Raw genomic sequence first — 20,361 nt, 5'->3', positions numbered from 1 at the left:
GTCACCGTTGTAACGGAACCCGTGTCTGCGCCTACGTCACGCTGTCGGGGGTTCGCGATACGTTTCGGGTGTGCGCATCGGCTACGCCGGGTCTCGACCCGAGACCAGCATCCTGAGGCTCAGCACGATGCGCTGCGTGCGGCCGGTTGTGAGCAGGTGTTCGTCGACCGGGCCTCGGGCAAGCTCGCCCGCCGCCCGGAACTCGACCAGGCGTTGCTCGTCCTACGGGGAGGGGACCAGCTGGTGGTCGCCAAGCTGGATCGGCTGGGGCGCTCGCTGGAGCACCTGATCGAGCTGGCCCGCACCCTGCAGCAGCGCAACGTCGATCTTGTGGTGCTCGATCAGGGTGTGGACACCGCTACCGCGGTCGGGCGGATGTTCTTCCAGGTCCTCGGCGCGATCGCCGAGTTCGAGGCCAGTCTGCTCTCCGAGCGGACCAAGGACGGTCTGGAGGCCGCCCGTGCTCGTGGGCGTACCGGTGGGCAGAAACCGAAACTCGGGGCGCGCCAGGCGCACCTGGCCCGGCTGATGTACGAGGAGACGGGTGCGGACGGGCGGCGCCGGCACACCGTGGCTCAGATCGCTGCCGAGTTCGGGGTCAGCCGGCCCACGATCTACCGCTACCTGGGCACACCGCCCGGGGAAGCTGCGCAGCAGGCCGGTCGGGAGCAGCGGTGACGCGGGCGGGTCCGGCGTATCCGTGGGGCGCACCGATGCGTTGTTCGGAGTGCGGGCAGGCGCCGGGGAACCCGATCGAGCGCGCGGAGGTATCGATGACCTGGCTGTTCTTGGACGCCACGGAGTCGATGGGGAAAGAGCCGATGGGAACAGAGCCGATGGGGCTGGTCGAGCGGCGGTTCTGCCGTGCCTGCGCCCCGACCGGCCCGGTCGCTGACCTGCAGTGTGTGCGGTGCGGGGACGGCCCCCTGTTGGGCGGGGACCTGGCGGCCGCGGACACCGGTGACGGTCGGACGTCGACGATGCTGCCGGCCTGGATGAGTAGCACCGGGTGGCGGCTGTCGGGGCCGGTGTACCCGGACTGTGTCGGCGAGCTGGCAAGATGAGCCGGGTGGACCCGCAGGTCAAGGCGCTGCTGGTGGCGCGGCTGCGGGAACGCCGGAGGGCGGGTGAGCCGATCGGTGATGAGGTCCGTCGGGTCGCTGGGTAGTTCGAGGTGGGTGCGCGCACGGTGTGGCGCTGGGTCGCGGAGTTCACCGAGCCAGAGCTGGGTGCCCGGTCGGATCGCTACGAGCTGACCGACACGGATGTGGACGCGTTCACGCGGTGGCGGGGCAATGTTGCGGCGGTGCACCGGGAGCTGCACGCCGACCGCGCGGATGGGCTGTCGCTGCGTCGGCTGCAGTACGCGTTCACCGAGCAGCTGACGCCGGGGCAGCGGGCCGGGCTGGTCGACGCGCGGAGGGTCGACGCCTATAGCGGCATCGGTCCGAGACGACGGGGCGCTCGACGACTCAGGGAGTCTACTGTGGACTCATGGGGATGCCGTCCTCGTGGCTACGATGTGACACCACCGTGCTGCCGAGCGTTGCGCCGGTCGCTGCGGGCGTAAACGCCGTTTACGCCCGCACAGGGGGACTGCCGTCGCACCCACGAAGCGCATTGACCGACCTATTAGAGAGATATAATCGCAAACGGTGCGGGCAGAAGCGCAACGAGCGCTCCAGCGCCGGTCGAGGCAGCGGCCACGCACACCGCTCGCCGTCGGTCGCCTCGACCCAGATCGAGTAGTTAGCGGTGAGCGCTGCGGCTAGATTGCGCGATGTGACAACGAGCGAGGTCGTGGTGACCGAGCAGATGTTCGGTAGCCGCCTGCGGGAGCTGCGTGTTGCAGCCGGACTGACCCAGGTCGGTCTCGCGGAGCTGTTGACCGAAGCCGGCGGACCCGACCTCGGGCACTCCGCCCTCGCCGAAATCGAGCGGGGAGTGCGCGGTGTCGGACTCGGCGAGGCCGTTCTCCTGGCCGGAGTTCTCGGTGTCGCCCTCGCCGACGTTCTGGCTGACGACACCGAGATCACTCGGACGGCGGTGGAGCTGGCTCGCGCCGAGCGCGATCTGGCCGAGGCCACGGTGGCAGCCGGTGTTGCCCAGAAGCGGCGGGACGAGTTGGCGGCCCGGTTCGCGGCCGCAGACGCCGGCAAGGTGCGCGACGCCGCGACGATGGAGCGGCTTCGCGATGACTCCGGACCCGCAGGCTTCCTCGCCCGGGTACGCGGACACGACCCGTCCTGATCCCCGGCGCCCAACATTGCGGGTGAGAGGCGCAATCAGAGCCTCCGTGCAGGCCGTGTGATCGGTGCCCCGACAAGAGGCCGTGGGGATGACCGGGGCCGGCCACCGGTGTGCGGCGGGGCGCCCCGGCCATGCCGTCACGGCGGCGCACCGAGCTCCGGCACACGCTCTGCGTGTCGACCCGGACCCAGATCTCGTCTCTGTTGCCCACACCAGCGCCCAGCGGGCCACACCACATAACGCGCCGTTCGTCGCTCACGACTCCCCGAACCGCAGCAGACCCGCAGCGCCGCGCTGACCGCCCGTGCGAGGAAGGGAAGCAGGGATGGGCCTACCGGCACCGAGACCGGCTCGAGACGAACGGCCACGCTGACGGGCTGGCTGATGACCGTCACCTTCGCGACCTCGCCGGCCACCTGCTCTACGCACCGGATCGCACCGCCCCTGGCCTGATCACCGGGGCCAGCCCCGACCCCACCGCGAGCGTCGCCGCGGGTGCCGTACTTTGAACTCGCGCTGATCATCGCCAGCGTCGGCACCGCCGTCGCACCGTACGTGATCTTCAAGCGGTACCGCCCCGGCCTTGCGCTACGTCGCCGCACGGCTCGTCGAGTGCATTTTCATCGCTATCGGCATTGTCAGCCTGCTGACCTTCACCCTTCTCCGCCAGGAGGGTGCGGCCGCAGATCCCGCGCTTGGTGCGGCACCCGTCGCTGCCACCGCCCCGAAGAACACAAACGCGACCGCCCGCCGCGGCGTGACCGCGCTCAGCCCGACCCCGACCATCGTCCGCCGATCCAGCCGACGGCGGAACCACTCCGTGACGCCAGCCCGGCCGTCGCCACGACGACGAAACAGGGCCACCCGCCCGCGAGAACAGGCCCCGCGTTGTCACGGGCGCCACGACGCGGTGCACCCACGGGAACATCACGATCTGCGCCGCGATAATCGCCCCGGTGATCGCGAGCAGGTAAGTCCCCACCCGCAGACCGACCGGGACCCAGCCCTCGCCGCCGCGCAGACCGCCCTGTTGCGGCCACGATCCACCGACGTGCTCCTACCCAGCTCGCGTAGCCCGGCCCCCGCCCAACCTGCTGCCAGGCCCGGGCATGACCTCGCAGATCAGTCGGCGCCGCAACAAACAGCACGCCCGTATGACCGGCTCGGGGCCACCGACCGAGAGCCCGATCGGCGGCCCAGACTCTCACCTGGACGCGGTCAGCACAGCAGTGTCCCCGTTGCCCCGCCACCCAGCCGAAGCCCATCGCAGGCCCGCGTCACACCAGCAGCCGCCCGCATGGGCCCCCTACGGTGGGAAGCGCTTCTTGACGATGCAGACAGCGACGCTCAGCCGGCGACCTGCACCTGCTCGCCCCGCTCCGTCTCCTGACGCCACTGCTCGATCAACGACCTCTTGAACCTATTGTTCTGCGGCACATCCATGCCCTTCGCTTCGGCCCACTGGCGTACCTGGTCGCGCTCCTTCGCCGACAACCCCGAACGCGTCGGCCGTCGTCGTTTCCGCACCGGCTCGGAGCCGGTGCGCCGCGCAGGGGAGCGTACTTCCTCCGGCGCCGAGGCCTCGACCCGGCCCGCATCGAGATACGGACGCAGGGCAGCCAACAGCTTGCGATACTCCTCGCCCGCGAGATCGATCTCGATCCGCATCTGGTCGATGTGCAGCTCGTGCGATTCGACGTCATCCTCGACGCCGGTCAGGTCGCAGAACCGGATCTGCCGGACCCCCATGCGACAACCTCCCTCAATCTATGCAGTGCCGGTCACCTACGAAGCGTTGGTCGACCTCACCCGGCCTGCTTCGCGGAATCGCGGGACTTCGCCGCGTCTGCGGCGACCCGGGCGGCGCTCTTGCGCAACGCGGCCACGCTCTGGCCCGCCAGCGCCTTCGATGCAACCGAGTCACCGATCTGTCGCGGGGTCATGTGCCCACGACCGGTCGGCGCCAGATAGGTCTGCCCCTCGGCGCCGGTGCGGTACTCCAGATTCGACGCGACCCGCTGGAACCGGGTGCGCTGACCTCGACGCCGCACGCCCTCCCACTTCTCCACCCGCACCGCGAGGGTGCAGCAGGTACAGGTCAACCGTCGGAGCAGAAGCCCGTCATCGTCGACTCCCGTGAAGTGGATGCCGGCCTCACGGATGGTCGGGAACAGATGCCGGCCACGCTCGCGGCACGCCAGCACCTCGTCGGACACCCGGTCGACATACAGATCGACATCGGAGTCCGAGGCCCGGGTCCACCCGGCCTCGGCCTGCTGCTCGCCCTGAATCGATGTCGGCAACTTGGACACATTCTCCTCGGCCACCACAGGACCTCCTCCGCACCTAGATCAGTGGCTCGTCGGTACCGACGATATCGGGACCATCGCGGCAATCGAACGACGCCGCCGATGTAATTTACCCGGCAACAGTAGATTCAACCGCCTCCGCACCAGGCTCGCCCCACCCGAATGGGGTGGATCTCACTGACCCCCTGCGCAGCCACAGCCGACATCCGCGAGCCCATCACCCGGATCGAGGCCACCTGGCAGACCCGTAGACACCATGGCCGGAAGATTCGCCACGCCTCGACCACCGCGACCCCCGAGAGGACCGGTCGAAGCCCTCTGGGCAGACCACAGTCGACCCACGGGACGGCTGCCCGGGTCGTGCACCGTCCACCAACCTCGCTCGCCTCCTGTGCGCCCGGCGATCCTGATCAAGCCAGTGATAGTGACGCCTGTGGGTGGACGTCATTCGCTCAGCCTCGCTGAGTTCCACTCCAACGTGCCGGTAGTGACGACCGAATACACGCTGCTGCCCTGCGGCGCAGGGGTGCTTTCGCGCCCGGTGCTCGAAGCCATCGTCAGTAGGACCCCTGAATCCGCCGGGCCAGCTGGGCGCAGGGGAGGCGTCGACCGACTGATTTGACGCCACCGGCAGCGCCCTCCGGACCTGCTCACCTGACGATTGGACGACGTTTGGCCGAGGTGTGCTCGGCAGGAGCCCTCGATGGATCGGTAATGCTGCACCACCCGCTGGTGACCACCACCGGCGGTGGGGCGACCGCCCACAGGGCGAGCCCCAACGCGCGTCGGACACCTGCGCTGAGCCCGCCGACTGAGACTCCGGTGCCGTACCACCGTGGTCGAACGGCACGTTCGCGCAACACCATAGGCACGTGTCGATGCACTGCTGCTCGGCGAAGGGTGCCGAGCCAACGGTGCCGATCGACGGCGATCACTACCTAGCACTGCAACGGTGTCTTCTCTGGCTCGTGGTTCTGGCTGCACCGGCGCGATCAGTCGGAGGGGTTGACGGCCCAGTCGGGCATCTTGGGGAACGGTGCGAGCGAGTAGGCAGGGGGTTCGGTGCCGTGCAGGTGTCGTACGAGGTAGTCCCAGGTGCGCCGGGTGACGTAGTGGAAGCGGCCGGTGAAGTTGTGCTCGACACCGGGGATGACGAGCATGTCGACGTCGGCGTCGGCGTCGGCGTCGGCGTCGATGAGCGCGTCGACCAGGCGCATGCTGTGGTGCGGCAACACGTTGTCGTCGAGTTCGCCGTCGATCAGCAGGAGCTTGCCGCGCAGGTTGCCGGTGTGCGGGGTGTTGACCAGCTTCGGGCGGGTGCTCTCGGTGATCTCCCCGTGGTTCTGTTCGACCCAGAACGGCAGGTAGATCGAGAAGTCGTGCGGGCCTGCCTGGGCGACGCCCACGGAGAAGAACTCGGGATGGGTCAGCAGCGCCCTGGCAGTGAAGAACCCGCCTCCGGAGTGGCCGGTGATCCCGACCCGGTCGGTGTCGAGCCACGGGTGGCGACGCCCGAGTTCGCGGATGGCGGCGACGTGGTCGTCCAGAGCCGCGGCCATGCCGAGGTCGCCGTAGGAATGGTCGAGGAAGGCCTGGCTGCGCCCCGGGGTACCGCGGCCGTCGAGGGCGACGACCGCGAAGCCGAGTGCCGCCAGCGCCTCGGGCTCCCCGGTGAACAGGTCACCGAACGCCGGTGAGGCGCGGTGGATGTTGGGTCCGGGGTAGACGTGGTCCACGACGGGGTAGCGCCGTGCCGGGTCGAAGCCGTGCGGACGCCACAGCAGACCGTAGATCGGGGTGCGCCCGTCGGCGGCGGTCGTCCGGAACCGTTCCGGAGGGGCCCACCCGGCCGCCTCCAGCGCTGCGGTGTCCGGATCCTCCAGCTCGACCAGCACCTCCCCGTCCCCGCCGAGCACCCTCGCCCGGGGCGCCACGTCGACCGTGGATGCGCGGTCGAGGAGGTAGCCGCCGAGTGGTGGGGCGAGGGCGTCGTGGTCGAGATCGTCGTCGGTGATCCGCACGAACCCGCCGCCGTCGAGGTCGACCCGGCAGATCTGGCGGATGTAGGGATCGGCGTGCAGCCCGCAGGCCAGGAACCAGACCTGGCGACGGTCCTGGTCGACCCACAGGACCCGGCGGACCAGCCACTGCCCGCCGGTGACCCGGCCGAGCAGCTCACCGCCGGCGGCGTAGCGGTAGAGATGGCCCCAGCCGTCGCGCTGGGACCACCACAGGATCTCGCCCGAGTCCAGGACACGCAGCAGCGGCGGGACGTGCAGGTAGGGCGAGGGGTCCACCCGGGTACGGGCGGTCTCGGTGATCAGCGTCGTCATCGACCCGGTGCCGGGATCGAGCCGGCGCAGCTCCAGGGTGCGTCCGTCACGGGACTGGTGCAACACGTGCACCGCATCGCCGTTCTTCCCGGTCCACCACCGCCGGGAAAGGGCGTAGGGGGAGGTCAGGACCTCCGGCCCACCGGAGGCCGTCACGTTCCGGCGGGTGCCGACATCGAGGATGTGCCAGGTCATCGTCGCCTGCGCCTCGTCGCCGGGCACCGGATAGCGGACGCGATGAGCCACCGGCCGCTCGCCGCCCTTCGGCGCGGCCTCGACGAGGACCTGTTCCGGCAGCTCGCGCTGGTCGATCCGGTGAGTGATCAGCCGCGTGGAGTCCGGCGACCACCCCGCCAGCAGCAGCGATCCCATGCCCAGCAAGGGGAGCTTGACCTTCGTGGCCGCCTCGGGGAACCCGCCGTAGTCCCAGTGCGGTTCGGCGTCGTCGGTGAGCGCGAACTCCTGCCGGCCGTCCCGGCTGCGCACCCACACGTCACCGTCGCGGCGGAACGCCACCCACTCCCGGTCCGGTGACGCGATCTCCCCCGGCCCCACCGGGGGACCCTCGTCCTCGACCGGCGTGCAGGTCCCGGCCCGGTCCGACCACTCCCACCCGGTGTCGAACGCCGAGAACCGGACCACGTCCGGGTCCCGGCCGGGGGCCTCGAACTCCGGAGAGCCGAGCGGCAGATCGTCGGCCACCACCGCGTGCCCGGACGCCTCCGACAGTGCCGCGGCGAGCCGCTCGTGGTCGAACGCGTCTCGTCGGGAGCCCGTCGCCGGGTCGACCAGGACGTGCCGAGTCCCGGACCGGTACCGGAACGGGGAGCCGTCGGCGGACCACTGTGGGACCACCGCAGCGTCCGGGATCAGCCGGGCCCGGTACGGCGCGAGCATCTGCTCCGCGCGGGCGTAGTCGGCGTCGGTCAGTCGGACGGGCATGGCCTGGTCGGTCATGGTCGGAACCTCTCATCGGGGTGGAGCCGGCCCGATCACCGAACACCCTGACGCCACGTCGGAGTCCACACGGCTACGACCCAGATCACATGCCCGAGAGGTCAGGCTCCAGACCCTCCTATAGCGGCGGTTCGGCAGGTCGTGAGTCCCATCCGGTCCGGAGGTGATGATCGCCGGGTGCCGATCTTCCTGGTTGGGGTATCGGCGTTGGGCCAGGTCATCGGGTCGATCAGGCCGCGGTTCTTCCGTCGCGAGCCCGTGCCGGGCCTACGTGCGAGGAGTGCTCGCCGGGTTGGAGCCTGAGAACGGGTGGACACTCGCCGAGCATGCCGGGGCGACCTCGCCGAACCTGACGCAGCCGATGCCGACGCCCCGCGGACTGGGGACGTCGACGGGGCCCGTGACGACGTGCGCGGTCACGTCCTCGACGCCCTGGGACCCGGCGAGTGGGATGTTCGTGGTCCCGAGGGGCGCGATGAGACCGCGGACGGGCGTTGCTGACCGCCCACGGAGTTCCGCCGACGCTCCAGAACCTTGGGCGAGATCCCGCAATCAGGCCAGGGAACGCGCTACTGGGGATGCACCGCGACCAGGGCGACGCGCCACAGCCGTACCCACACTGGCCCGATGCGCACGGTCCATATAGAAATATCTGTTATGCGAAACTTGTCCGGCACTCGCGTGGCTCCGCCGTGACGGGATTGCTGTGGGTCGGAGCTCTCGGGTCGTGGCTGTTCGTCGTCGCGTTCGTCGTCGACGGGGCCACGCGGCCCGGATTCGCACCGGTACGCCATCCGGTCAGCGCGCTCGCTCTCGGGCCACGTGGGTGGATCCAGACGACGAACTTCGTCGTATGCGGCCTTGCGATCATCGCAGGCGCGTTCGTTCTGGCGGGGGCGCTGAGCTCCGTGCTCCTCGCCCTGGCCGTCGGCGTGTTCGGAGCGGCGCTCACCGCATCCGGGTTGTTTCCGATGGATCCAATGCGCGGCTACCCGCCCGGCACCCCCGACTCCACCCCGGCCATTACCTCCCGCCGCCACTATCTCCACGACCAGGCCGGCACCGTGGTATTCCTCTCGCTGCCGATCACGGCCGTCATCGGGGCGTTCACGGTTCCCGGTCTGTGGTGGGCGTCCTACTCCGCGATCACAGCGATGCTGCTGTTCGTCGGATTCGGAGCCTTCGGCTCGGCATGGGAGAACAACCACCCGCGGGCCGGTCTCGTGCAGCGTGCGACCCTCGGTGTCGGGCTGCTATGGCTCGGACTGCTGTTCGCCGGTGCTGCGTCCTGAACCGGCACCCGACCAGCGGCAAACCCACCCGCACTGGTTCGTCGGCAGACACCCTCCCGAGGGCCGTGGCAACAGTAGCGACGGGTTGCCCGGTAACGGCGATATGACCGGTGGCGCGGACTCGGTCTCGCCAGTCGAGGCGCCGCGGATGCCGGGCAGGGGAGTGGTCCCCGACGCGCCGGGAACCACATGGGGCCGCGGAGCCGTATGAGCGGTCGCCCTTGGGCAGATCTGCATCGGATGGAGGGTGTGCCTCCGGGGCGATGGCCCGCGAAATGGGTGAATCCAACTGTGTCAATGTTTCGTTGACGCGGACAGTTCGTCAATCAAACGACGACAACCCCTCCGCATCGAGACACAACCCGCCCGCCACGACCGCCGGAGCCACACTCTGGACACGCCTCGGATTACACCGGGGGCGGTAGGAACAAGACGCAGGACGTCCCGGTTTTAGCCCGCGTGCGGGGTCCACGCGCCGACGTCATGGCGGGGGAGAGCCCCACGGTGGTCAGTGACGCCGTCCGGGACGAACAACCTCGACGCGGTCACGACCAACGATGCACCCAGGACGCCACCCCCTCTGATGAGTGCCGATCGGCACCAGCGCGGTTTCTCGGTCGGGGGCGAGAAGCCAGCGGGCCGGTAGGTACACCAGGCACCGGGCAGTCGCCGGCCGGGTTTGGGTTGCCCCGGTGCGGGTGCTCATGGATCTGAGAAGGAACGAGCATGCTCCGGCGGCATTGCTGCGCCGGCTGCGGAATCGGCTGCGTGACCACGGTCCCGCGCAGGGCGTCGAGCCCGATCCGAATCTGACCAATAGCCGGGTGACCGGTGGCGTCGGCTCCGATATCGGCGACGCCGGCCCAACCACCGGAACCGGCCCGACCGGCGAGTACGTCGGCCGGATCGCCGGTCGAGACGAGGGCTTCGCCGGGGAGACCGGTGCCGAGGTACGTGCCGAGGGTGGCCCGGACGAATCTTCCCGAGGGGAGCGGAGCGGTTGAGCGTGCATCCGTGCGGCTGCGGCTGCGCCTGCGACGAGCGGTCTGCCGACCGGGGAGCCGCGGCACGGAAACGATCGTTACGCAGGGCGACCAGTTGCCGAGAAACGTCTGTGCAGGTGCCTGCCAGCGACACCACCGGGCGAGCAATCAGCCGGATATTATGACAGGGTAAATCGCCCGGCAACCTAGCTCGGCTCTGGACCGCGACGACCGGCGAAGCCCGCACATGGTGTAACGGCCGCGGCATCAAGCGACCGACCGACGATGCGCGAATCATGCATCAGATGATTGACCTCTGGTAACAGCGCACGTCGAGGTGCCGTTGAGGTCGTCAGTGCGGGCCGCTAGCGTCCGACGCGTCGCACCTACTCAGGCCTGGACCTGCAGTTCGGAGCAGGATCTCATCGCACAGAGACCAGTTCATGCATCCAACCGCAACTGGCCACCGTTCGCGAACCGATAATCAGACTTATGACAGTCGAGGGGCTGCGTATCGCATCAGATGAATCAACTGCCCGTCTCCCGTCCTGTCGGCCGAGGCAGGTCGCGACGAGGGGTCTGACCTGCGACAGGCCTGCTGTTCGCGTGGTCGTGTCGGCGTCGATCTGCGGGGTTGACCGTGCCGTACGTTGCTGATAGGCCTCCGTTCAGGTTTCGGGCTGACCTGCAGCGACACCCTTGACGTCTCACCGGATGCATCGTTGAATCATCAGATGCAACGGGTCGTCGGGAGGTGCGATGCAGCTTGATGGGTCCGGCCGGATCCGGCTGGTGCGGTCGATCCCGGTCCTGCGGCCGGCCGAGCAGGTGCAGCAGCTGATGCTCGAAGGCTGGCGCAACCAGCAACTGTCTCGCAATCTCCAGTTCTCCACCATCGAGCAGCGGTTGCGCTGTGTGCAGCGTTTCATCGCTCACGTGAATGAGGATCCGTGGAACTGGACGCCCGTGATGGTCGAGGAGTTCTCGGCTGACCTGCGCTCGGTCAAGCACGTGAGCCATTCGACATTGCGAGGTTATCACTCGGCGTTACGCGCGTTTTCCAGTTATATCAGTAACCCCGACTACGGGTGGGACCGCGTCTGCGAGCAGTACTTCGGTACTCATCCAGCGCAGGTCTTCTTTGAATGGAACACCGCTCCCCACGTTCAGGCCTACGATGGCCGGCCGACCAAGCGGCCGTACACGCGCGAAGAACTAGACGCGCTGTTTCTGCATGCTGATCAGCAGGTCGAGCGGATCGGTGCGTCCGGTCGTAAGGGCTGGAAGCCAGCCTTCCGCGACGCCGTCATGATGAAGACGGCCTACGCCTACGGCCTTCGGTTCAACGAGCTGCGCCACCTGCAGACCATTGATTTCGCACGTAACCCGCACGCGCGAGAGTTCGGGCGGTTCGGGGTCTGCAAGGTCCGTTACGGCAAGGCTCGGCGCGCCTCCCCGAACAAGGGCCGCAGCGTTCTCACCGTGTGGCGATGGACGCCCGAAATCCTCGACGATTGGCTGGTCAACGGCCGCGGCGAACCCGACACACTCGACCTGTTCCCCAGCGAACGCGGCGGTCTTGTCGTCGAGTCGACTCTGCTCAGACGGTTGCGTCGGTACTGCGAAGACCTCGGTTTCGCCGACGGCGTCGACATCCACTCGTTTCGTCGCTCGTATGCCACCCACCTGCTCGAGGCGGGCTGGGATCCGCGGTTCGTCCAGGACCAGATGGGGCATGAGTACGCTTCCACCACAGGGATCTACCAGTTCACGTCTGACGAGTTCCGTCGGTCCACACTCCGCGGGGCTCTGGACCGCACGGTCACTGACGCGCTCGCACGCAGAACCGAGGACCGAACACCATGAGACGCAAAGTCGACTACACGTGGCGCCTGGCCGAGCTCATGGCCGCGCGAGGTCTGCACAACACGACCGAGCTCATCCCGCTGCTCGCAGAACGCGACATCACGCTGTCGCGTCCGCAGGTCTATCGGCTGGTCAACCAGCGCCCCGAGCGAGTATCTCTGCAGCTCATCGCCGCGATCTGCGACATCTTCGATTGTCGCCCCGATGACCTACTCACGGTGACGGCCACCGACGCACGGGCACGCAAGACCGGCACGACCAACCCGGCCAATGTCGTCGACCTCAACCGCACGCTCCGCCCCCGCCGCGCGAACATCCTCGACGAGTAACACCGAGGACAGCGATGGATCCGGAGCCGAGTGGCCTGTCCCCTCGCTCGGCACAACGCGGACGGAAACGACTCGCAACCGGCGAGTACACCTGTGCACGCTGCCATCGGCAGACCACTCGACTGCAGGCCACATGGCCGGAGGGGCGGATCTGTTTCGTCTGCTGGTTCGACGCGATCCACACCCACGGAACCTGCCCCACCTGCGGCCAACAGCGCCTTCTTCCCGGCCCGCCGCCTGATCCGCCTGACTCGGGGCAACCGAGGTGCGCACCCTGCGCCGGCATCGACGACGACTTCCACTGCCAGCGCTGCGGCGACGAGGCCGGGCACTACCGCAGGACGCACTGCGCTCGCTGCGCCCTACGCGACGACCTCCACGACCTTCTCGGTGGGCAGCCCAGCCCTGATGAGCTCATCGCCCTCGTCGACGTGCTCTGCAGAGTCGAACGGCCCGAATCAATCATCGTGTGGAAGCGGTCCAAGAAGGTCGAAGCGCTCCTGCGAGCACTCGGTGACGGGTCGATTCCACTTTCCCACGAGGGCCTCGACACAATTCCCGGCCGGACCACCGATCATCTCCGGGCAGTCCTGGAGAACCGTGGCGTCTTGCCGTCCCGAGATATGCACCTGCATCGTTTCGAGCGCTGGATCGACACCAAACTCGACGGTTTGCCCGAGGACGTGCGCCAACCGGTCGAGCTGTTCGTCAACTGGCATCATCTTCGCCGCATCCGCGCTAAGGCGTCTACCGGTACGTCCACCCGCGGCCCAGTTCATTCAGCAAAGCAAGAAATCACAGAAACCATCAAATTCTTGACGTGGCTCCACGATACTTACCAGCGCACCGCCGCGACCTGCACCCAACCTGACATCGATGAGTGGCTCTCGTCGGGCCCGACCACAAGATCCTACATTCGAACCTTCTTCGTCGTGGCGAAGAACAGACGAATCAACACACGAGTTACCGTGCCACACCGATCACCACGAACGAGCCCATCGCTCAGTCAGGACCAACGACTGGCCTGGATCCACGAACTACTGACCGGCAGCAGCGAATCGCTCCCCTACCGCGTCGCCGGAATACTGCTACTACTCTATGCACAACCCCTGGTCAAGATCGCAGCCCTCCCCAGCAACCACATCAACGACGACCCGAATGGCATGAGCATCATTCTCGGGCAGCGGCCGACCGACGTTCCGGAACCCTTCGCCCAACTCCTACGCGACCACCTCGCCGACCGACCCAACTTACGAACCGGCGGCGGCCCAGACAGTCCGTGGCTGTTTCCCAGCACTCTCGCAGGCCAGCACCTACATCCGAACACAGTAATGAGCCATCTCCGCGACCTCGGCATCAACCTTCGAGGAGCACGCAACCGGGCCATCGGCGAACTCGTACTCGAATGCCCACCATCGCTCGTCGCGGAAGCGTTCGGCTACAGCTCCCACGTCGCCTTCCTCCACGCAGAGAAGGCCGCCGAACCATGGGCTCGCTACGCCGGCCGCCGCCTCGACGACCGCTAAGCCAGCAGCTCCGACGCCCTCAACACGGCCACACCGTGATCGAATACGACGAATCTTGATACGCAGGGTGTCGGGTAGTGTGGGTATTATTGCATCCGATGACCGAGGCGCTACCCCAGCAAGCCCAGCCATCAAGGATGGTCCGTACTCGCTCGGACGAGCATGTTCCGCCGGTGCGGAGGCTGACTCTCCGGAGGTTCGGCGTCACGTCGACTCGGAGCGGCTCACCCCGGCTGATCGTCTGAGCTGCGGCTCTGGCACGCTTCAGTCATTGGACAGCACCGCGTCCCGGAACGCGGGCAGCCAGCCCACGGGATCGACCTGTTCCCCACCGAGCGCGGCACCCTGGTCTCCGAAGGCGCCCTCGGGCCGCGAACTCGCGCTCGAGGCACAGGAGTTCGTCGGGCTCGACCCCGTCCCGAACATCGTGATCCTGGGCCGCGATGGGTGGCTCTTCCACCGCGTCAGGACGAGGCAGTTCCTCCCGCGTCCCAACGCCTCGAGGACGTCACCGACGACCTGGACCGTGCGCGTCTCATCGGCGGCGAGGTCTCGGTAGATCGCCGCCATCCCGCCCGGCTTCGACGGATCCGCGTCACCGAGGTACTCGTAGGAAGTCGGATGCACAGCCAGCTGCCGCTCAGGGGCTTCGGCGGCCCCAGCGTGCCCGCCGGCGGAGGTGTCACCGTGTGCCGGATCGGACCGACCTGGCGGTGGATGGGCTCATCAAGGCCGCGGCGGCGGGCAGGTGATGACACTCGTCCACGATAACGAGCCCGTAGCCCTCGGTCAGCCCTGCGACGTCCTGACGACGGGCCAGCGTCTGCAGAGTGACGACATCGACGACGCCCCGCAACGAGGACCGTCCGGCGCCCAGCTGGCCCGCCCGACCACCCAGGAGCTCCCTGATGCGGCTCCACCACTGATCCGCCACGCCTGCGAGCCACCAGGGTCAGCGTGACCACACCGTGCTCCGCGATCAGCGCGCATCCCATGACGGTCTTCCCCGCACCCGGCTCTGCGACGAGCACACCGAGGTCGTGAGCGGCGAGGCTGATCGTCTGAGCTGCGGTATCGGTCGCCGGACCGGCGGTGGTGTCGACCATGTCAGCGTGGGCTGCCTCGGCGCAGATGGCTGGGGCCGGGGTTGCGCGGGCTGGTGCGGGTGCGGGTCGCTGCGTGGTTGGCTAGCGCGGCGGCTGTGGCCAGAACCGGGCTGAGGGTGGCGGTGGCTGCGGCGCCGAGGGCGGTGTTGGTGGCCAGGATGAGCCGCACGGTCTTCATAGCTGCGGACAGGACGTCGCTGCCTCGTCGGCGTAGCTGCGTTTCGTAGCTTCCGACCGCGTCGGTGATGGTGTTGGTGCTCTCGGTGACGGTTCGCAGGTGGGTGAGCAGATCGGCTGCGTCCTGGATGGCGGCGCCGGCGCCCATGCCCGCGGTGGGTGGTGTGGCGTGCACGGCGTCGCCGAGGGCGGTGACCCGGCTCGCGGCCCAGGGTGCGAGCTCGGCGGCGTGGGTGGAGGCGGCGTTGAACCGGAATGCGGCCACGCTGGTCGGGTCGGCGCGGGCGATGATCTCCAGAGTGTGCGGAGCCCATCCGCGGCCGCGGAACCGGTCGATGAGGGCCTCCTGCAGAGCGGCGCCGTGAAGATGGCGCAGGACGTCGGTGTGGGTGGACTCGGGGAACATCGCCCCCCAGATGTAGGTCGGACCAGTGGTGATCGACATGCTCAGCTCAGGGGCATCGAGCGCGGCGTTGCCGACTGGGTCGAGGAACCCGATGTAGAGCGCGGCGCCGCGGGGACCGATTCCCATTGTCGATCGGGTCCCGAGGCGCTGTTGCTCGGCGAGGCCGAGGTCGGCGCGTCGGGTCCGGCCGGAGAACCCGATGATCCCGGCCGGACGGTTAGTCGGGCCCGACGCCAGGTGCCGGGCGATCACCGAGTGCGTCCCGTCGGCGCCGACCACGAGGTCCGCGGCTACCGCCGTGGCGTCTGTGAACCTCACCTGCGGCATTCCGTGGCCGGCGACGGCGACACCGGCCACAGCTCGCCCCAGGTTCAGGTCCTCGCCGACCGCTTCGGCCAGCAGCATCCGCAGGGTGATGCGGTCGACGTCGATGCTGCTGCTCGCCGACAGATCAGGACCGTGCCCGAGCAGGCGGCCGCGGCGGTCGAAGAACGCGTCGCGATCCCGCAGCCGCAGCGCCGACGCCGAGGCCCGCAGCCGCCGCATGATCGCTGGCTCCACCAGCTGGGCTAGCGCCTGCTGGGCTCGCCCGTCGAGGGTGATGTGGTAACCACCGGTCGCGGTGACGTCGGTGTCGCGGTCGAAGACCGCCACCTCATATCCCTCCCTGCGCAGCCCCGCTCCCAGAGCAAGGCCCCCGATCCCACCCCCCACCACGACGACACGCAAGGTCGATCACCTGTCCTCTCCTGCCACAACCGGAAGCCGGGAACTTGCCGAGACCGACCTTGCCGGCAGTAGTGGACACGGAATGGCCGCGACAGCTGACACGATGCTGTGATGGCCATGACGTCACATCGGACGCTGCGCTTGCTGTCGCTGCTGGGATCGGGCCGGACGTGGCCGATGCGCGATCTCGCCGACCGTCTCGTCGCCAGCGAACGCACCGTGCGGCGAGACGTGGACACCCTGCGGGAGCTGGGCTACCCGGTGCGGACAGTGCACGGACCCAACGGCGGTTACCGGCTCGACACCGGCTCCACGCTGCCGCCCCTGCTGCTCGACCATGACCAGGCCCTCGCGATCGCCATCGCGCTGCAGACCGCGCCGAGCTCGGTGTTCGGCCTGCACGACGACACCGCCAGGGCCCTGACCACCGTGCAAAACGCCATGCCCGACACGCTGCGCGCAACGATGGAATCGCTGCGATTGACCAGGTTGCGCAACTACTGGGAGTTTCCCGGACCCCCGATCGACCCTGCCGCTCTGACCACCGTCGGCACCGCGGTACGCCTGCGCCACGTTCTCGTCGTGGAGATCGTGCGCCCCGACGGGACCCGCGCAGCGCCCGAGGAACCGGATTTCGCAGCACCGCGCCAGTTTGAACCTCACCACCTCGTGGTGTGGGCAGGACGGTGGTACCTCATCGCCTACGATCTCAACGACCAGCGCTGGCGGGTGGATCGGGTGGACCGGCTGCGCCTCCGACCCACCAACAGCAGTTTCGCACCCCGCGAGCTCCCCGACGGCGATCTCGCGACGTTTGTCATGAGCAGCCACGACCGCGGCGACACCCCAGCGGCCTGGCAGTGCACCGGCAGCGCTCGCCTCGCCCTGCCCGCGTACACCGTGGCTCGCTGGGCACCCGGCGGCTCCGTGGTCGAACATCTCGGCCCCCACCACTGCCGCCTCACCCTCGGTGCCTGGTCCTGGGCAGGTATAGCCGGCATCCTCGCCACCTTCGACACCGACCTCACCGACGTGCACCCACCCCAACTCCTCAGCGCCTGCCACCACATCGCACACCGATACGCCCATGTGCAGGCGCCGCGCCCGCCCGAGGAGCCCTTATCGTGAGACGAGTCGACTTGAATGTCGGATAATGACGCAAGATCTGACAATCGGGTGGATCGTTCCCGCGAAGAGGCCTCGCGGTTAGGTCTCGGCGTTCCGGGTGTTGCGTCCCCGTCGCCGTATCTGCTGCGGGCCGGGCCTGGCAGGTGCGGACATCGGGATTCTGGAGCCGGACACCAGCTCGACGGCGGTGGCGACCTCGGGAACCGTGACCGGGTCATCGTCGCTCTCGGAACCGGCGCCGTCGTGTCCCTGACGCGGCGCCGGCCAGGCGGAGTCCGACTGCCCGAGCTCGGCAGCGGTGAGCGTGCGCGCGCGTCAGTTCCGCGGGCACTAACGAGCTGTCCACGGACAGACCGCTCGCGAACGCCCGGAGAAGCAGCCGATCGCGCCGCCGCGGCGACCCAAGCCCGATCAAGGGACACGCAGGACCAGCTTTCCCCGGGTGCGGCCCGAGTCGATGAGCCGATGCGCTCGGGCCACCTCGTCGAGTTCGAGCACGCGGGTGACCACCGGTCGAAGGTCACCATCGTCGATCAGTCCGGCGATCTCGGCGAGCCGGGGACCGTTCGAGTCGAGCACGAAGGTGTGCGCGGTGATCCCGAGCTCTGCCGCCTTCGCGTCGTCGGGCGCGCCGGCGATCGTCACCAGGATGCCGCCCGGGACCACGGAAGCATAGGAGCGCTCCAGGGTCTCGTTCCCGACGGTGTCGAGCACTACGTCGGCGAACCGCCCGCGTGCCGCGAGGTCGTCGGTGCGGTGGTCGATGACCTCATCGGCACCGAGTGATCGCGCCAGCGCGATGCCGTCCCCCGAGGCCGTGGCAACGACCTTCGCCCCGCGACGGCGCGCGAGCTGGATCGCCATCGTTCCGGCTCCCCCGGCACCGGCGTGGATTAGGACGGTCCCGGCGGGCCCGAGCTCGCCGAGGTCGAACAGGGCCTTCCACGCGGTCAGTGTCACCAGCGGGACGGCTGCGGCGGACTCCAGGGACAGGGTCCGCGGCGCCGCCGCGATTTCACCTGCGTCGACTGCCAGGTACTGGGCGTAACTGCCGTCCCGGGCGAGCGACGGGCGGCCATAGACGACGTCGCCTACGGACCAATCGGTGGTCGCGCCTCCTAGTGTCATGAGTCGCGAGTTCGCGACATATTTGTAAGGTGGTCTGGTGGCGCGGACCGGACGACCCAAGGCCGAGCTGATCCTGTCCGACGATGAGCGGTCAGCGTTGGAGGAATGGATTCGCCGCGGGTCGACTCCGCAGGCGTGGGCGCTGCGGTGTCGGATCATCCTGGCGTGCGCTTCGGGCGCGACGAACAAGGAAGTCGCGGCGCAGACGGGGTCGGCTGCGCACACGGTGGGCCGGTGGCGTGCCCGGTTCGTTGCTCACCGGATCGCCGGGCTGGGGGACCTGCCCCGTCCGGGCGGTCCGCGCACGGTCACCGACGCTCAGGTCGCCGAGGTGATCACCACGACGTTGGAGTCCAAACCGGCTGATGCGACGCACTGGTCGACCCGCGGGATGGCCGAGCATTCGGGGTTGTCCCAATCGACGATCTCGCGGATCTGGCGCACCTTCGGGTTGGCCCCGCACCGAGCCGAGACGTTCAAGCTGTCCACCGATCCGTACTTCATCGAGAAACTCCACGACGTCGTCGGTCTCTACCTTGACCCGCCCGAGCGGGCGCTGGTGTTCTGCGTGGACGAGAAATCCCAGATCCAGGCCTTGAACCGGTCCCAACCAGTGCTGCCGATGATGCCCGGCATCCCGCAGCGACTGACCCACGACTACGTGCGGGCAGGAACCACGACGTTGTTCGCCGCGCTCGAGGTCACGACCGGGAAGGTGATCGGGTCGCTGCATCGCCGCCATCGCGCGAGCGAGTTCCGCACGTTCTTGACCAGGCTCGACCGCGAGGTCCCCGCCGAGCTGGACGTGCACCTGGTGCTGGACAACTACGCCACCCACAAGACCCCGGCTATCAAGACCTGGCTGGTGGCTCACCCGAGGTTCCACCTGCATTTCACCCCGACCGGATCGTCGTGGCTCAACCTGGTCGAGCGTTGGTTCGCCGAGCTGACCACCAAGAAGATCCGCCGCGGCGTGCACACCTCGGTCCCCGCCCTCGAAGCCGACATCCGCGACTGGATCGCCGGCTGGAACAACAACCCCAAGCCCTTCGCGTGGACCAAGACCGCGGACGAGATTCTCGAACGACTCACCCGATATCTGAAGCGAATCCCTGACTCAGGACACTAGGGCAACGACCGTTCCTGCAAAGTCCCAACCAGGGATCCACGGCAGGGGGCGGTCCGAGACCGCGAACACGCCCTGACGAACGAGTGAGTCGACCGGATTGACCGCTGCTGCGTGGACCCGCACCAGAACATCCCCCGGCCCAGGTTCGGGGATCGGTGCGGTCTCCACCGCCAGCACCGACTCGTCGCCGAAGCCGTGGATCCGCACGGCCGTCATCTCATTGCCCGGCATCGCTGTGCTCCTCGTGATAGTTGGGGGTAGCCGTGGTGGGGGATGCAGAGTTCGGGTCCGATGCAGCGCTCAGCGCTGCCGCGACGGCCATCTCCCGGCAGGCTGCTGCCTTGACCGGCTCGTCCATGACGTCGTGGGCGACCGCGGAAAGGGCAGCGTGAAGGCCCTCGGCGAAGGCTTCGTAGGACGACGGAGTCATCGACGCTGTTCGATGCCCGCGGGTCTCGGCGAGACGCACCTGAAGGCGCTGCACCAACCAGAGCGACCAGTAGATGTCACCCAGTCCGTCAGGCCGTGCAGCGAGGCCGGACGAGACGAAGGCGGTCCTTTCGAAATACTCGACGACTGCGCGCGGGTCTCCCTCGTGCGACACCGTTGTGGAGTAGTGTAAAGCGAATCCCTCGGCGGCGCCTCCGTTCTCGGCGGCGCGACGCAGTTCGGCCTGCTCATGGTCCTGCATCAGCTTCTCTCCCTTCGCGCGA

Annotated in this window: 17 protein-coding genes and 1 pseudogene; 10 read left to right on the top strand and 8 right to left on the bottom strand. The window is 68.3% G+C overall.

Annotated features, from left to right (window positions below; translation table 11 throughout):
* Positions 1 to 70 precede the first annotated feature (70 nt).
* The 3 genes and pseudogenes from AD017_RS30745 (at position 71) to AD017_RS30730 (ending at position 2,250) form a co-directional block, all read left to right on the top strand.
* Positions 71 to 678, top strand: a pseudogene (locus AD017_RS30745) (recombinase family protein).
* A 95-nt stretch (positions 679 to 773) separates the two neighbouring features.
* A complete protein-coding gene (locus AD017_RS30740) occupies positions 774 to 1,064 on the top strand; it encodes a hypothetical protein (RefSeq protein WP_060577197.1) in 291 nt (96 codons plus the stop codon).
* A gap of 736 nt (positions 1,065 to 1,800) precedes the next feature.
* Positions 1,801 to 2,250 (top strand): helix-turn-helix domain-containing protein, encoded by a 450-nt coding sequence (locus AD017_RS30730; RefSeq protein WP_060577195.1) that lies wholly within the window; start codon positions 1,801 to 1,803, stop codon positions 2,248 to 2,250.
* A gap of 1,347 nt (positions 2,251 to 3,597) precedes the next feature.
* On the opposite strand, the gene AD017_RS30725 is transcribed toward AD017_RS30730, so the two are convergent.
* From AD017_RS30725 to AD017_RS30715, 3 genes are all read right to left on the bottom strand, one after another.
* Positions 3,598 to 3,999: a histone-like nucleoid-structuring protein Lsr2 gene (locus tag AD017_RS30725; protein WP_060577194.1), complete on the bottom strand. Its 402-nt coding sequence runs from the start codon at positions 3,997 to 3,999 to the stop codon at positions 3,598 to 3,600.
* 56 nt (positions 4,000 to 4,055) lie between these two features.
* Complete coding sequence (locus AD017_RS30720) at positions 4,056 to 4,577, bottom strand: hypothetical protein (protein ID WP_145984185.1); 522 nt, start codon at positions 4,575 to 4,577, stop codon at positions 4,056 to 4,058.
* Between the two features lie 974 nt (positions 4,578 to 5,551).
* Positions 5,552 to 7,834, bottom strand: a complete 2,283-nt coding sequence (locus AD017_RS30715) for a DPP IV N-terminal domain-containing protein (protein WP_060577472.1) — start codon at positions 7,832 to 7,834, stop codon at positions 5,552 to 5,554.
* Between the two features lie 707 nt (positions 7,835 to 8,541).
* Here AD017_RS30715 and AD017_RS30710 point away from each other — a divergent pair.
* The 5 genes from AD017_RS30710 to AD017_RS33920 all read left to right on the top strand — a co-directional run bounded on the left by AD017_RS30710 (position 8,542) and on the right by AD017_RS33920 (position 13,845).
* Complete coding sequence (locus tag AD017_RS30710; RefSeq protein WP_060577192.1) at positions 8,542 to 9,141, top strand: DUF998 domain-containing protein; 600 nt, start codon at positions 8,542 to 8,544, stop codon at positions 9,139 to 9,141.
* Positions 9,142 to 9,833: 692 nt separating this feature from the next.
* Complete coding sequence (locus AD017_RS30705) at positions 9,834 to 10,145, top strand: hypothetical protein (protein ID WP_145984186.1); 312 nt, start codon at positions 9,834 to 9,836, stop codon at positions 10,143 to 10,145.
* 738 nt (positions 10,146 to 10,883) lie between these two features.
* A complete protein-coding gene (locus tag AD017_RS30700; protein ID WP_060575993.1) occupies positions 10,884 to 11,990 on the top strand; it encodes a tyrosine-type recombinase/integrase in 1,107 nt (368 codons plus the stop codon).
* On the top strand, positions 11,987 to 12,319 hold the full coding sequence (locus AD017_RS30695) for a helix-turn-helix transcriptional regulator (protein WP_060575992.1): 333 nt from the start codon (positions 11,987 to 11,989) through the stop codon (positions 12,317 to 12,319). Before AD017_RS30700 ends, AD017_RS30695 begins: the two co-directional genes overlap by 4 nt.
* A gap of 14 nt (positions 12,320 to 12,333) precedes the next feature.
* Complete coding sequence (locus AD017_RS33920) at positions 12,334 to 13,845, top strand: recombinase XerD (protein ID WP_193408772.1); 1,512 nt, start codon at positions 12,334 to 12,336, stop codon at positions 13,843 to 13,845.
* A 264-nt stretch (positions 13,846 to 14,109) separates the two neighbouring features.
* Here the strand turns inward: AD017_RS33920 and AD017_RS30685 are convergent, their stop codons facing one another.
* Complete coding sequence (locus AD017_RS30685) at positions 14,110 to 14,472, bottom strand: hypothetical protein (RefSeq protein WP_145986104.1); 363 nt, start codon at positions 14,470 to 14,472, stop codon at positions 14,110 to 14,112.
* A 480-nt stretch (positions 14,473 to 14,952) separates the two neighbouring features.
* Positions 14,953 to 16,248 (bottom strand): NAD(P)/FAD-dependent oxidoreductase, encoded by a 1,296-nt coding sequence (locus tag AD017_RS30675; protein ID WP_227013402.1) that lies wholly within the window; start codon positions 16,246 to 16,248, stop codon positions 14,953 to 14,955.
* Positions 16,249 to 16,374: 126 nt separating this feature from the next.
* Between AD017_RS30675 and AD017_RS30670 the strand changes: the two genes are divergently transcribed.
* The gene (locus tag AD017_RS30670; protein WP_060577188.1) at positions 16,375 to 17,391 is read left to right on the top strand and encodes a YafY family protein; all 1,017 of its coding nucleotides are present in this window, start codon (positions 16,375 to 16,377) and stop codon (positions 17,389 to 17,391) included.
* 411 nt (positions 17,392 to 17,802) lie between these two features.
* Here AD017_RS30670 and AD017_RS30665 read toward each other — a convergent pair whose 3' ends face one another.
* The gene (locus tag AD017_RS30665) at positions 17,803 to 18,579 is read right to left on the bottom strand and encodes an NADP-dependent oxidoreductase (protein ID WP_145986103.1); all 777 of its coding nucleotides are present in this window, start codon (positions 18,577 to 18,579) and stop codon (positions 17,803 to 17,805) included.
* On the opposite strand from AD017_RS30665, the gene AD017_RS30660 reads away from it, so the two are divergent.
* Entirely contained in the window at positions 18,557 to 19,648 is a 1,092-nt protein-coding gene (locus AD017_RS30660) for an IS630 family transposase (protein WP_060575005.1), read from the top strand. The two genes, AD017_RS30665 and AD017_RS30660, sit on opposite strands and share 23 nt — an antisense overlap.
* Here the strand turns inward: AD017_RS30660 and AD017_RS30655 are convergent.
* Positions 19,637 to 19,879 (bottom strand): alcohol dehydrogenase catalytic domain-containing protein, encoded by a 243-nt coding sequence (locus AD017_RS30655; RefSeq protein ID WP_145986102.1) that lies wholly within the window; start codon positions 19,877 to 19,879, stop codon positions 19,637 to 19,639. The genes AD017_RS30660 and AD017_RS30655 overlap by 12 nt on opposite strands.
* A complete protein-coding gene (locus AD017_RS30650; protein ID WP_060577185.1) occupies positions 19,866 to 20,339 on the bottom strand; it encodes a hypothetical protein in 474 nt (157 codons plus the stop codon). Before AD017_RS30650 ends, AD017_RS30655 begins: the two co-directional genes overlap by 14 nt.
* Positions 20,340 to 20,361 lie beyond the last annotated feature (22 nt).

The organism is Pseudonocardia sp. EC080619-01 (assembly GCF_001420995.1).
In the GTDB taxonomy this organism is placed as follows: Bacteria; Actinomycetota; Actinomycetes; order Mycobacteriales; family Pseudonocardiaceae; genus Pseudonocardia.
Note: the sequence above shows the minus strand (reverse complement) of the source record. Positions and strands in the feature narration are given on the sequence as shown.

Coding starts and splice junctions, on each gene's coding strand:
- AD017_RS30740 (WP_060577197.1), top strand. CDS start 774: ATGACCTGGCTGTTCTTGGACGCCACGGAGTCGATGGGGAAAGAGCCG.
- AD017_RS30725 (WP_060577194.1), bottom strand. CDS start 3,999: ATGGGGGTCCGGCAGATCCGGTTCTGCGACCTGACCGGCGTCGAGGAT.
- AD017_RS30715 (WP_060577472.1), bottom strand. CDS start 7,834: ATGCCCGTCCGACTGACCGACGCCGACTACGCCCGCGCGGAGCAGATG.
- AD017_RS30700 (WP_060575993.1), top strand. CDS start 10,884: ATGCAGCTTGATGGGTCCGGCCGGATCCGGCTGGTGCGGTCGATCCCG.
- AD017_RS30695 (WP_060575992.1), top strand. CDS start 11,987: ATGAGACGCAAAGTCGACTACACGTGGCGCCTGGCCGAGCTCATGGCC.
- AD017_RS33920 (WP_193408772.1), top strand. CDS start 12,334: ATGGATCCGGAGCCGAGTGGCCTGTCCCCTCGCTCGGCACAACGCGGA.
- AD017_RS30670 (WP_060577188.1), top strand. CDS start 16,375: ATGGCCATGACGTCACATCGGACGCTGCGCTTGCTGTCGCTGCTGGGA.
- AD017_RS30655 (WP_145986102.1), bottom strand. CDS start 19,879: ATGCCGGGCAATGAGATGACGGCCGTGCGGATCCACGGCTTCGGCGAC.
- AD017_RS30650 (WP_060577185.1), bottom strand. CDS start 20,339: ATGCAGGACCATGAGCAGGCCGAACTGCGTCGCGCCGCCGAGAACGGA.